The following is a 12270-nucleotide window of genomic DNA, read 5'->3' as shown; positions in this document are numbered from 1 at the left end:
CTCAGCCCGCGAGCGCCTCCCCCACGAACTGCAACACGTCGGGCGCCATCCGTCGCCAGTAGCCGCGATCGTGGTCGCCGAGTTGGAATCCTCCGGCCGGTCGGTGGTCGAACCCGTCCACGTAGTCGCGGCCGGCGGCACAGAACGGGTCTCCCTGGCCGCAGTCGACCCTGACCGCGATGCCGTCGAGATCGGCCTGACGGTCCATCACGCTGACCCGGTCGAAGTCGTCGGCGTCGTCGTAGGCGCCGGGTGCCGTGTCGTCGTAGTCGTGCCACAGCGCGGGCGACAGGGCTGCGACCGCGGCGACCCGCTCCGGACCGAGGACCGCGCCGAGGTGGAGGGCGCCGAAGCCACCCATGGACCAACCGGCGAGGGCGATCCTGCTGGTGTCCAGCCCCTGGTCGGCCAGGAGGGGAAGGAACTCGTCGAGCACCATGGTCTGCGCGCGGTCCCCATCGGCGCGGTCGTGCCAGTAGGCCTCGCCACCGTCGACGCTTGCCAGCGCAAAGGGCGGTAGACCGTCATCGACGGCCCGCGCGAGGAAGCGGTCGAGGCCGAGTCCGTCTCGCTGGAAGGGCATGCGGTGGTCGTTGCCCCGGCCGTGCAGCACGAGCACGACCGGCAGGGGCGCCGCGGCGCCGGACCGGGGCGGCCGGGCGACCGCCCATCCCACCTCCCGGCCCCGGGCTCGCGACGCGAAGGCTCCCGAGTCGAGCCGGCCCGGCTCGACGGACGGTACGACGCCGTCCTCCCCGTCGTGGCCCAGGCGGTGATAGAGCGTCGACTTGCCCGGAAGCACCTCGAGCTCCACGCCGGCCAGCGCCGCGGCTCCCGCCGTGACCACGGCGGCACTGCCACCCAGCAGCCGGCGGCGGGTGACCCGACGCGGACGACCTGCCGACTTCGGCTCCGCCATGCCACCTCCTCCTTCTCCCCCTACCGACGCCCCAGTCTGCCGGGCGGTTGACCCTGCTGGGCACCGCATGGCAAAGCGTCCGCCCCAAGCACGGTTGGTGCGCGCCGGCGCGGAGCTGGGCGGCCACCTGTCGACGTGGCGCAAGCTCCAGGCCGGCGACCTCGGCGTGAGTGTCGGCGCCTACCTCAACGTGCTGCGCGCCCTCGGTCAGCTCGAGCGCGCGATCGACGCCACCGATCCCTACGAGACCGATCTCGGTCGCGCCCGGGCCGACGAGATCCTGCCGCAGCGGGTCCGGGGACCGTCGCGATGAGCCTCCCGCGCCCGACCGCGCTCGAGGTCACATCGATGTGGCCGGCGAGACGGTGCACGCCGGGACGGCGACATGGTGGGGTCGCCGGCTCGTGCAGAAGAAGCTGCGACTCGACGCAGCCGCCGCCGGCCAGGCACCTCCCCCGGTGACGGACGTGGACTTCCTCGTCGGCGTCAGCGACCACTCCCGCCAGGGCAACCTCGGGTACGCCGAGCCCGGGACCGGCGAGTTCCTCGTGTCCGGCGCGACGGTCCCGAAGCTCGTCGCCCTTCCGGACCTGCTGGCTGCCGCGGACCGGGTGGCGGCCGACGACGACCCCGAGACGGCAGCGGCACTCAAGACCCTCCTCGACGCCGGCAGCACAACGCTCGGCGGCGCTCGCCCCAAGGCATCGGTCGAGGACGAGGGCCGGCTCCTCATCGCGAAGTTCCCCCACCAGGACGACGAGTGGGACGTCATGGCGTGGGAGAAGACCGCCCTCGACCTGGCCGAGCGATGCGGCATCGAAGTCCCCGAGAGACGCCTGGTCGACGTCGGTGGCCGCCACGTCCTGATGCTCACCAGGTTCGACCGAGCGGCGGAGCGCCTCGGCTACATCAGCGTCCGCACCCTGAGCGAGGCCCGGAGCAGCGCCGGCAACGACTATCTGGACATGGTCGCCGCGATCGAGGACCACTCGGCCAACGCCGTGTCCGACCTGCGCGCCACGTGGCACCGGATCGCATTCACCGTCGCGGCCAACAACACCGACGACCACTTCCGCAACCACGGGTTCCTGCGAACCCGCGGTGGATGGACGCTGGCCCCGGCCTTCGACATCAACATCGATCCGCGCCTCGAGCGAGGGCGCGCCACCAGCCTGGCCGGGGCCGATCGTCGCGAGGCCTCGCTGCGCGCGCTGGTCCATGGGGCGGCGTACTTCGGGATGGCCGAGGACGAGGCGACCGCGGGGCTGCATCGCATCGCCGAGGTGCTCGAGGACTGGCGGGCCGTCGCCCGGTCCAACGACGTGCCGGATCGCGAGCTCGACCACGTCGGCCTGGTCCTGGACGACTACCGCGCCCGTGTCGGCGCCGCCGGCCACGGATGACCGGTTGAGGCGGCTGCGGAGACTCTCAGGTGCCGCAGAAGGTGCGGTAGCGCCCGAAGTCGGCGGGCGCCGGCTCGGCGTACCGCTCGAGACCCGGGACCGGGTCGAAGGGCGAGCGCACCGCCTCGAGGAGCCGCTCCAGCGGCGCGAGGTCCCCGGCCGTGGCGGCGTCGAGGGCCTCCTCGACGAGGTGGTTGCGGGGGATGTGCACGGGGTTGACCCGGTCCATCGCGTCGGCGTCGGGGCACAGCGCACGCCAGTCCTCGAGCCACGCGTCGATCCCGGCGAGGTCGAGGAACACGCCACGCACCGGCTCGCTGTCGCCGCGCGCAGCGGTGGCGAGGTGGCGCCAGAACGAGGTGTGGTCGACGTGGCTGGCCTGCAGCAGCTCGAACACGGACGTGCCCAGCCGCTCGATCGCCTCGAGGTCGTCACAGGCGGTCAGGCCGAGCTTGGCCCGCAGCCCGGCGGCGTACGACGCGGCGTACTCCTCGCGGAACGAGCCGAGCGCCTCCGTCGCGATCTCCACGGCCCGGTCCTGCTCGTCGGCGAGGAGCGGCAGCAGGGCCTCGCCGAGCCGGGCGAGGTTCCACTCCGCGATCGGCGGCTGGTTGCCGTAGGCGTAGCGCCCGCCCTCGTCGATCGAGCTGAAGACCGTGTGCGGGTCGAAGGCGTCGAGGAAGGCGCACGGGCCGTAGTCGATCGTCTCGCCCGACAGGGTCACGTTGTCGGTGTTCATGACGCCGTGCACGAAGCCCACGAGCATCCAGCGTGCGACCAGCCCGGCCTGCGCCGCGATGACGGCGCGATAGAGCGCGAGACAGGGGTTCGGCTCGGCCGCGGCCTCCGGGTGGTGGCGCTCGATGGCGTGGTCGGCGACCCGCCACAGCAGGTCGACGTCGTCGGTCGCCCGCGCGAGCTGCACGGTGCCGACGCGCAGGTGGCTGCTCGCCACGCGGGCCAGCACGGCCCCCGGGAGCACGGTCTCGCGGTGGACGCCGCGGCCCGTGGTGACCACCGCCAGCGAGCGGGTCGTGGGGATGCCGAGAGCGTGCATGGCCTCGCTGACGACGTATTCCCGCAGCATCGGCCCGAGCGCCGCGAGCCCGTCACCCCCGCGGGCGAAACGGGTCCGGCCCGAGCCCTTGAGGTGGAGGTCGCGCAGCCGACCGTCGGCATCGACCAGCTCCCCCATCAGCAGCGCCCGCCCGTCACCGAGCTGGGCGAACCCGCCGAACTGGTGGCCGGCATAGGCCTGCGCCACCGGCGTCGCCCCCTCCGGGACGACGGTGCCGGTCAGCAGTCCCAGCCCCTCCGGGCTCCGCAGCCGGTCCGGGTCGAGTCCCAGCTCGCGCGCGAGCGGCTCGTTCAGGACCACGAGCCGCGGGTCAGGCGCCTCGGCCGCCTGTGCGGGAAGGGCGAGCTCGGGCAGGGCGGTCGCGAACCGGTGCTGGAGCGTCGCCGCCCCGGTCGCCTGCGTCGTCATGGTTCGAGCGTACGGCGACGGCGGGCACCCACTCCCGGCGGACGCGAGAAGCCCCCGCCGGGCTGTCGCTCGACGGGGGCTTCTCGTGCTGCTGGCGGTGGCGGAGGGATTTGACCCCTCGGTGGACTTGCGCCCACAAACGCTTTCGAGGCGTTCTCCTTAGGCCGCTCGGACACGCCACCGCGGGGAACATTACCGGAGCCCGAACCGGCGCTGAAATCGCGCCCGGCGACACCGGGTCCGGGTGCGAGGCGACCTAGGGAAGCACTGATCAATGGCGCCGTCGCGAGCGTCGCGAGGCGAGTGCGCTGGCAAGCCAGGGGCGCGAAGACAGGCTGGGCGCCTTTCGAGCGTCCCTGGCGCCGCCAGCGTGCCGCATCGCGGCGCGCAGTAGGCGGGATTGATCAGTGGTTCCCTAGAGTTCGGGCATGCGCAGCGAGGTGAGCGGAGACCTGGTCGTCGGGTTCGACCTCGACATGACACTCATCGACACGACCCTCGGCTTCCAGGCCGTGCTGCGCGCGCTCGGCACCGAGCTCGAGGTCGACTTCCCGGTCGAGCTGATGACCGCCGTGCTCGGCCCGCCGCTGTCGATGATGCTCGAGCCGCACTTGGCCGAGGAGGCCATCCAGCCCGCGGTCGACCGCTTCCGCGTGCTCTACCCCGACCACGCCGTCCCCGCCGTCGGCGCGTTCCCGGGCGCGCACGAGTCCCTGGCCGCCGTACGACGACACGGCGGGCGGATCGTCGTGATCAGCGGCAAGTTCACGCCCAACGTGCAGCGGCACGTCGACCACCTGGGCTTCGACGTCGACCTCATCGAGGGCGAGGTGTGGGGCATCGGCAAGGCGGCGGCGCTGCAGCGGGAGGGTGCGCAGATCTACGTCGGCGACCACGTCCACGACGTCGAGGGCGCGCTCGCAGCCGGTGTCACCAGTGTCTCGGTGCTGACGGGCGGGTGCAGTCGCGAGGAGCTGATGGACGCCGGCACGCACGTCGTGCTCGACGACCTGACCGCGTTCCCCGGCTGGCTGGACCGGCACCTGGCCGGCCGCTGACCCTGACCGGCGCGCTGCTCAGGAGAGCGGCAGCAGCAGGTCGGTGCGCTGCTGCTCCACCGGGGTGACCGACGGATCGGTCACGTAGATCTCGATCGCCCGCAGGCTCTGCGGCGCCTTCTCGTGGGCGACGAACCGCTCCCACGCCGGCATCAGGTCCTCGAAGGACCCGAGGTGGGAGACGAGCAGGACGGAGCCGCCCGGGAAGGTCGACGCCTCGACGCCGTCGGGCAGCTGCGCCGGCACCTGCGCCACCGGGAAGCCGAGGGTGACGTCGAACGGCTTGTCCATGTCGCCGTCGTAGATCGCGTAGCCGGGTCCGATCGGACCGAGCTGGGCGAGGACGGAGTAGCCGGAGTCGAAGATGCTGCCGAGGTCGTCGAACGTGACGGCGGTGTGGCGCAGCTGGACGACCGGGATGTCGCCGGCCACCTCCACCACGGTGGGCTCGGCGGCGGGAACGTCGGTGAGGATGAGGGGGGCGGGGGTCATGTCGGCCATGCTCGCTCAGACCACCGACAGCCGCCGTACTCATCGCCTCGTCGCATCTCGACCGAGAAAAGCCCGCACCTCGACCGAGAAAGCCCCACACTTCGCGCGAGAGACCGGCGCACCTCGGCGGGGCGTGCAACGTCGATGCAACGTTGCGGGCGGATCGTGGGCCCGAGGCAGACGGGACGAGACGCTGGTCACACGGGGGACGACGATGTCTACTGGACTCATGAGCAGGAGCGACGCACCCGGCATGCGCGCCGAGGTCGCCGCCTCCTGGGAGCGCTCCGCCGCTGCCGGGGTCGAGGTCACCCAGGCCGAGGCGCCGATCGCGCTCGAGACCCCCGACCTGCGCGGCCAGCGCGAGGCCCATCCCCTCGCCCGCGTGTTCCCGCTCCTCGACGACGTCCTCGGCCGCGAGGTTCGCGACTGCGGTGCCGTGATGGCCCTCGCCGACGCCGACGGCACCTTGCTGTGGGTCTGCGGCAACCCCGACAAGCTGCGCCAGGCCGAGCGGATCGGCTTCGTCGAGGGCAGCAACTGGGACGAGCGGCTCGCCGGCACCAACGCACCCGGCCTCGCCCTGGCCACCGGACGCGAGGCCTTCATCACCCGTGAGGAGCACTTCCGCTCCTCCGTGCGCTCCTGGAGCTGTGCGGCCACACCGATCCACGACCCCGCCAGCAGCCAGCTGCTCGGCGTGCTCGACGTGACGGGCGGCGATGCGATCGTCGTGCCGCAGACCATGGCGATGGTGCGCGCGGCCGCCCGGCTCGCCGAGGCCGAGCTCGCCCGTGTCGCGCCTCCCCGGCCGCCCACGGACGGGCGCGCAGGGCTGCGCCTGCTGCTCGAGCTGCTCGGCCACGACGAGGCCCTGGTGACTGTCGACGACGGCCGCGGCAAGCTCACCCGCCTCCGCCTCTCCCGTCGCCACAGCGAGATCGTCGCGCTGCTCGCCTCCTCCCCCACGGGCCTGACCGGGGACGAGCTGGGCGTGCTGCTCTACGAGGAGGACGGCGGTAGGTCGACCCTGCGCGCCGAGCTCAACCGGCTCCGTGGCCTGCTGGGGGACGAGCTGCTCGCCAGCCGCCCCTACCGGCTCGCCGCCCCCGTCACCGGTGACTGGCTCGCCATCGAGGCCCAGCTGGCGGCCGGCGACCTCCGCGCGGCGATGAAGGCCTACGCCGGGCCGATCCTGCCCCGCTCGACCGCACCCGGCATCGTGCGGATCCGGGAGGGGCTCGCCGCCTCGCTGCGCCAGTCCCTGCTCCGCTCCCGGGCCCCGGAGCTGATGTCGGCGTGGACCCGGTCCGGCTGGGGTCGCGACGACTACGAGATGTGGCTCGCCCAGCAGGCCGCCCTAGGGTCGAGCTCGCCGATGCGCGCCCTCGTCGACGGCCAGATCGCCCGCCTGGACCGCGAACTGCGCTAGGTCATCGAGGAGCGAGCGCCAGCGAGCGTCACGAGATGTCCGCAGCCACCTCCGCGAGGTGACCACAGCGGTCTCGTGACGCCCCGCTCGTTCCTCGCGGGGCTCCTCGACCACCGGGGCCTGCGGACTCGCAACGAAGCTGCAACGTGCCGACTCCTAGCGTCGTGATCGCCGTCACACGGGCGGCCCACCACGACCACTACGGAGCACACCATGACCGTCTATGCAGCACCCGGACAGCCCGACTCCCTCGTCACCGTCGCCCCGCGCTACGGCCACTACATCGGTGGCCAGTGGGTCGACCCGATCAAGGGCGCCTACTTCGAGAACATCTCGCCGGTCAACGGCAAGCCGTTCACGGAGATCGCCCGCGGCACGGAGGAGGACATCGAGGCCGCCCTCGACGCCGCCCACGCTGCCGCTCCCTCGTGGGGGAAGACCTCCACGACGGAGCGGGCCAACATCCTGCTGAAGATCGCGGACGTCATGGAGGCCAACCTCGCCTCCATCGCGGTCGCCGAGACCTGGGAGAACGGCAAGCCGGTCCGCGAGACCCTCGCCGCCGACATCCCGCTCGCGATCGACCACTTCCGCTACTTCGCGGGCGCCCTGCGTGCCCAGGAGGGCTCGATCGGCGAGATCGACGAGAACCTGATCGCCTACCACTTCCACGAGCCGCTGGGCGTCGTCGGGCAGATCATCCCGTGGAACTTCCCGATCCTCATGGCCGTCTGGAAGCTCGCCCCGGCCCTGGCCGCCGGCAACGCGGTGGTCCTCAAGCCCGCCGAGCAGACCCCGTGGTCGATCCTCAAGCTCGTCGAGCTGATCGGCGACCTGCTCCCGGCGGGCGTCCTCAACGTCGTCAACGGGTTCGGCGTCGAGGCGGGCAAGCCGCTGGCGTCGTCCTCGAGGGTCGCGAAGGTCGCCTTCACCGGCGAGACCACGACCGGCCGGCTGATCATGCAGTACGCCAGCCAGAACATCATCCCGGTGACCCTGGAGCTCGGCGGCAAGAGCCCCAACATCTTCTTCGAGTCCGTGGCCAACGAGCGCGACGCCTTCTACGACAAGTCGCTCGAGGGCTTCGCGATGTTCGCCCTCAACCAGGGCGAGGTCTGCACCTGCCCGTCGCGCGCCCTCGTGCAGCGCAGCATCTACTCCGACTTCGTCCACGACGCCGTCGCCCGGGTCGAGAAGATCAAGCAGGGCAACCCGCTCGACGACACCACGATGATCGGCGCCCAGGCCTCGAACGACCAGCTCGAGAAGATCCTGTCGTACATCGAGATCGGCAAGGAGGAGGGCGCGAAGCTCCTCACCGGCGGCGAGCGCAACGTCCTCGAGGGCGACCTCGCCGGCGGCTACTACGTCACGCCGACCATCTTCGAGGGCGACAACTCGATGCGGATCTTCCAGGAGGAGATCTTCGGCCCGGTCGTCTCGCTGACCGGCTTCGACGACGAGGCCGACGCCCTCAAGATCGCCAACGACACGCTCTACGGCCTCGGCGCCGGTGTCTGGTCGCGCGACGGGGCGCAGGCCTTCCGCGCGGGCAAGGAGATCAAGGCCGGCCGGGTGTGGACGAACAACTACCACGCCTACCCCGCGCACGCCGCGTTCGGCGGCTACAAGCAGTCGGGCATCGGCCGCGAGAACCACAAGATGATGCTCGACCACTACCAGCAGACGAAGAACCTGCTGGTGTCGTACAGCCCCGACGCGCTCGGCTTCTTCTGAGCCGACCGTCAATCCGGTGCGGGGGACGGATGCCGTCCCCCGCATCGGGGACCACTGCACCACCGACACCACCAGCCCAGGAGGATCCCGTGCCCAGCAGGGTCGATGTCACCGAACCCGCGGCGGAGCTGCTCCGCACCCTCACCGAAGCGCACGGGCCGGTGATGTTCCACCAGTCCGGCGGCTGTTGCGACGGGTCGGCGCCGATGTGCTATCCGGACGGCGACTTCCTCGTCGGCGACGCCGACGTCCACCTCGGCGACCTCGACGTCGGCCTGGACCGCGCGGTCCCGGTGTGGATGTCGAAGGCGCAGTTCGAGTACTGGTCGCACACCCACCTGACGATCGACGTCGTCAAGGGCCGCGGCGCCGGCTTCTCGCTCGAGGCGCCGCACGGCGTGCGCTTCCTGATTCGGTCGCGGCTGCTGACCGACGCGGAGCACGCGGAGCTCGCCGAGGCGACGGCATGATCGCCCGCGAGGTCGCACTGCTGGCCCGGGACCTGCTGCTGTGGGCGATGCGGTCGCGGGCTGGCGGCGTACGGATGTGACACGCCGCCCCGCCGACGGGGGCGAGCGGATCCCGCCAGCAACGAGCGTCAGCGCTGGCCGATCCGGTGGATCCAGAGCGCGTTGGTGGAGCCGGGGACGCCGGGCGGGCTGCCCGCGACGATCACGACGAGGTCGCCCTCGAGGACCCGACCGGTGCGCAGCAGCTCGTGGTCGACCTGGGTGACCATGTCGTCGGTGTCGAGCGGAGGCGCAGTCAGGTAGGTCTCGACGCCCCAGCTGAGGGCGAGCTGCGCCCGCACCTTCGGGTCGGGCGTGAAGGCGAGGACGGGGATCCGGCTGCGGAGACGGGCCACGCGACGCGCCGAGTCGCCGGACTGCGTGAACGCGACGACGTACGACGCGCCGGTCCGCTCGGCCACCTCCTCGGCAGCCTTGGTGATCACGCCGCCCCGCGTGTGCGGGTCGAACTCGATCCGGTCGAACCGCCCGAACTGCTGGTCGTCGAGCGCGCTGCGCTCGGTGGACGCGACGATCCGCGCCATCGTCTCGACCGTGGTGATCGGGTGCGCGCCGACGCTCGTCTCGCCGGACAGCATCACCGCGTCGGCACCGTCGAGGACGGCGTTGGCGACGTCGCTGGTCTCCGCCCGGGTGGGGGCGGGGTTGGTGATCATCGACTCGAGCATCTGGGTCGCGACGATCACGGGGCGGGCGTTGCGGCGGGCCGCGACGATGACCTGCTTCTGCAGGAACGGCACCTCCTCGAGCGGGCACTCGACCCCGAGGTCGCCACGGGCGACCATGACGCCGTCGAAGGCGCGCACGATCTCGTCGAGGTTCTCGATGGCCTGGGGCTTCTCGATCTTCGCGATGACCGGGACCTCGATGCCCTCCTCGGCCATGATCGCGCGCACGTCGGCGGCGTCGGAGGCGTTGCGCACGAAGCTCAGCGCGACCACGTCGGCGCCCAGCCGCAGCGCGAAGCGCAGGTCGGCGGCGTCCTTCTCCGACAGCGCCGGCACGGAGACCGCGACGCCCGGGAGGTTGATGCCCTTGTGGTCGCTGACCGGGCCACCGACGAGCACCTCGGTCACGACGTCGGTCTCGCTGACCTCCACCACCCGCAGCCGGATCTTGCCGTCGTCGACCAGGATCGGGTCACCGGGGCGGACGTCGCCCGGCAGCCCGTCGTACGACGTCGCGCAGATCTCGCCGTTGCCGTCGACGTCGCGCGTGGTGATCGTCCAGCGCTGGCCGCGGCGCAGCACGGTGGCGGAGGCGAACCGGCGCAGGCGGATCTTCGGCCCCTGCAGGTCCGCGAGCACGGCGACCGCGTGGCCGCTGGCCTCCGACGCCTCGCGCACCCGGCGGTAGACCTCGGAGTGGTCGGCGTGCGTCCCGTGGCTCATGTTCAGCCGCGCGACGTCCATGCCGGCGTCGACGAGCGCACGGATCCGCCGCTCGGACGCGGTGGCCGGGCCGAGCGTGCAGACGATCTTGGCGCGGCGACCGCGCGGCAGGGCGGGGACCCGCTCGGCGGCGTCCTGGACGTCGGCGTCGATGACGGGGTCGGGACGATCGAGCAGGCCGGTCACGGCAGGTCTCCTGGAGGGAAGGGGTGGAATGCACCGGGGGCCGCCGGCTGGCGGGCTGAGCGACCCCCGGTGAGTCTATTGGATCGATCCAATCAATCGATCAGAGGCCTTCGGCGAGGCGGTGGTACGCCGCACTCCAGCGCAGCTCCCGCTGGAAGCCGCGCGGGGTCGTGTCGGCGTCGATCACCGCGACCTCGACCCCGGTCATCTCGGCGAAGTCGGCGAGCACCTCGACGCCGACCGCCTTCGACAGCACGGTGTGGTGCGGCGCGCCGGCCATCAGCCACGCCTCGGCCGAGGTGGCCAGCGACGGGCGGGGCTCCCAGACCGCGCAGGCCACCGGCAGCTGCGGCAGCGCCTCGTCGGGCTCGACGACGTCGACCTCGTTGACGGTCAGCCGGAACCGGTCGCCCAGGTCGGAGAGGCCGGCGACGACGGCGGCGCCGGGGTCGGCGGTGAACCGCAGCCGGACCGGGTCCTCGCGGCCGCCGATCGAGAGCGGGTGCACCTCGAGCGAGGCGCGGTCGTCGGTGAGGGTGGGGCAGACCTCCAGCATGTGCGCGCCGAGGATCTTCTCCTCGCCGGGAACCAGGTGGTAGGTGTAGTCCTCCATGAAGGACGTGCCGCCCGGCAGGCCCTCGGCCATCACCTTCGTGGCGCGCAGCAGGACCGAGGTCTTCCAGTCGCCCTCGCCGCCGAAGCCGTAGCCGTCCGCCATCAGCCGCTGCACGGCCAGGCCGGGGAGCTGGCGCAGGCCGCCGAGGTCCTCGAAGTTGGTGGTGAACGCGCCGAAGCCGCCGTCCTCGAGGAAGGTCCGCAGGCCCGCCTCGATGCGGGCGCCGTAACGCAGCGACTCGTGGCGCTCGCCGCCGGGCAGGAGCTCGGGCGCGATGGCGTAGAGGTCGGCGTACTCCGTCACGAGCTTGTCGATGTCGGCGTCGGCAACCTGGTCGACGACGGCGACGAGGTCGTTGACGCCGTAGGTGTTGACCGAGACTCCGAAGCGCAGCTGGGCCTCGACCTTGTCGCCCTCGGTGACGGCGACGTCACGCATGTTGTCGCCGAAACGGGCGAGCTTGAGCTGGCGGAGCTCGGCGCGACCGCGGGCGGCGCGGGCCCACTCCTCGATCCGCCGGCGCACGACGGGGTTGTCGACGTGGCCCGCGACCGTCTTGCGCGGCACGCCCAGCCGGGTCTGGATGTAGCCGAACTCCCGGTCGCCGTGGGCGGCCTGGTTGAGGTTCATGAAGTCCATGTCGATCGTCGACCACGGCAGCGCCATGCCGGCTTGCGTGTGCAGGTGCAGCAGCGGCTTCTGCAGGGCGTCGAGGCCGCCGATCCACATCTTGGCCGGCGAGAACGTGTGCATCCACGTGATCAGGCCGACGCAGGCCGGGTCGAGGTTGGCCTCGAGGACCTGGCGGTGGATCGCGGCCGCGTCGAGCAGGACGGGCTTCCACACGACCCGCACCGGCAGGTCCGACAGCTCGGCGAGCCGGTCGGCGATGGCGCGCGACTGGTCGGCGACCTGCTGCAGCGTCTCCGGTCCGTAGAGGGACTGGCTCCCGGTGAGGAACCAGATCTCCTGCTCGGGGGTGGGGTTGGTGGTCACGTGATCTCCTGCTGGTCAGGCGCC

General features: G+C 72.0%; 11 protein-coding genes and 1 tRNA gene. 6 read left to right on the top strand and 6 right to left on the bottom strand.

Features of this window, described 5'->3' with window-relative positions; genetic code table 11:
* Window position 1: 1 nt before the first annotated feature.
* Window positions 2-919, bottom strand: a complete 918-nt coding sequence (locus tag E9934_RS16335) for an alpha/beta hydrolase (RefSeq protein ID WP_136563968.1) — start codon at window positions 917-919, stop codon at window positions 2-4.
* A gap of 67 nt (window positions 920-986) precedes the next feature.
* On the opposite strand from E9934_RS16335, the gene E9934_RS16330 reads away from it, so the two are divergent.
* Both E9934_RS16330 and E9934_RS16325 read left to right on the top strand, forming a co-directional pair.
* A complete protein-coding gene (locus tag E9934_RS16330) occupies window positions 987-1232 on the top strand; it encodes a transcriptional regulator (RefSeq protein ID WP_136563967.1) in 246 nt (81 codons plus the stop codon).
* A gap of 37 nt (window positions 1233-1269) precedes the next feature.
* Window positions 1270-2322 carry a type II toxin-antitoxin system HipA family toxin gene (locus E9934_RS16325; protein WP_158295038.1) on the top strand — a complete coding sequence of 351 codons (1053 nt, stop codon included), beginning with the start codon at window positions 1270-1272 and terminating at the stop codon, window positions 2320-2322.
* Between the two features lie 25 nt (window positions 2323-2347).
* Here the strand turns inward: E9934_RS16325 and E9934_RS16320 are convergent, their stop codons facing one another.
* Together E9934_RS16320 and E9934_RS16315 are read right to left on the bottom strand one after the other, a co-directional pair.
* Window positions 2348-3808, bottom strand: a complete 1461-nt coding sequence (locus E9934_RS16320) for a protein adenylyltransferase SelO (RefSeq protein WP_136563965.1) — start codon at window positions 3806-3808, stop codon at window positions 2348-2350.
* Window positions 3809-3900: 92 nt separating this feature from the next.
* Window positions 3901-3990: transfer RNA gene (locus E9934_RS16315), tRNA-Ser, on the bottom strand.
* 246 nt (window positions 3991-4236) lie between these two features.
* On the opposite strand from E9934_RS16315, the gene E9934_RS16310 reads away from it, so the two are divergent.
* Entirely contained in the window at window positions 4237-4866 is a 630-nt protein-coding gene (locus tag E9934_RS16310) for an HAD family hydrolase (RefSeq protein ID WP_136563964.1), read from the top strand.
* Window positions 4867-4884: 18 nt separating this feature from the next.
* Here the strand turns inward: E9934_RS16310 and E9934_RS16305 are convergent, their stop codons facing one another.
* Window positions 4885-5358: a GyrI-like domain-containing protein gene (locus tag E9934_RS16305; RefSeq protein WP_158295037.1), complete on the bottom strand. Its 474-nt coding sequence runs from the start codon at window positions 5356-5358 to the stop codon at window positions 4885-4887.
* A gap of 229 nt (window positions 5359-5587) precedes the next feature.
* Between E9934_RS16305 and E9934_RS16300 the strand changes: the two genes are divergently transcribed.
* From E9934_RS16300 to E9934_RS16290, 3 genes are all read left to right on the top strand, one after another.
* Window positions 5588-6790, top strand: coding sequence for a GAF domain-containing protein (locus tag E9934_RS16300; protein WP_136563962.1), 1203 nt, complete (start codon window positions 5588-5590; stop codon window positions 6788-6790).
* A 213-nt stretch (window positions 6791-7003) separates the two neighbouring features.
* Window positions 7004-8527 carry an acetaldehyde dehydrogenase ExaC gene (exaC, locus tag E9934_RS16295; protein WP_136563961.1) on the top strand — a complete coding sequence of 508 codons (1524 nt, stop codon included), beginning with the start codon at window positions 7004-7006 and terminating at the stop codon, window positions 8525-8527.
* Window positions 8528-8616: 89 nt separating this feature from the next.
* Window positions 8617-8997 (top strand): DUF779 domain-containing protein, encoded by a 381-nt coding sequence (locus E9934_RS16290; RefSeq protein ID WP_202977359.1) that lies wholly within the window; start codon window positions 8617-8619, stop codon window positions 8995-8997.
* A gap of 128 nt (window positions 8998-9125) precedes the next feature.
* Here E9934_RS16290 and pyk read toward each other — a convergent pair whose 3' ends face one another.
* Together pyk and araA are read right to left on the bottom strand one after the other, a co-directional pair.
* Window positions 9126-10559, bottom strand: a complete 1434-nt coding sequence (pyk, locus tag E9934_RS16285; RefSeq protein ID WP_136564020.1) for a pyruvate kinase — start codon at window positions 10557-10559, stop codon at window positions 9126-9128.
* Window positions 10560-10734: 175 nt separating this feature from the next.
* On the bottom strand, window positions 10735-12246 hold the full coding sequence (gene araA, locus E9934_RS16280; RefSeq protein ID WP_136563959.1) for an L-arabinose isomerase: 1512 nt from the start codon (window positions 12244-12246) through the stop codon (window positions 10735-10737).
* Between the last annotated feature and the right edge of the window lie 24 nt (window positions 12247-12270).

It is taken from the genome of Nocardioides caeni, assembly GCF_004912195.1.
In the GTDB taxonomy this organism is placed as follows: domain Bacteria; phylum Actinomycetota; class Actinomycetes; order Propionibacteriales; family Nocardioidaceae; genus Nocardioides; species Nocardioides caeni.
The sequence above is the reverse complement of the archived record's forward strand: the minus strand, read 5'-3'. Positions and strand labels throughout refer to the sequence as shown.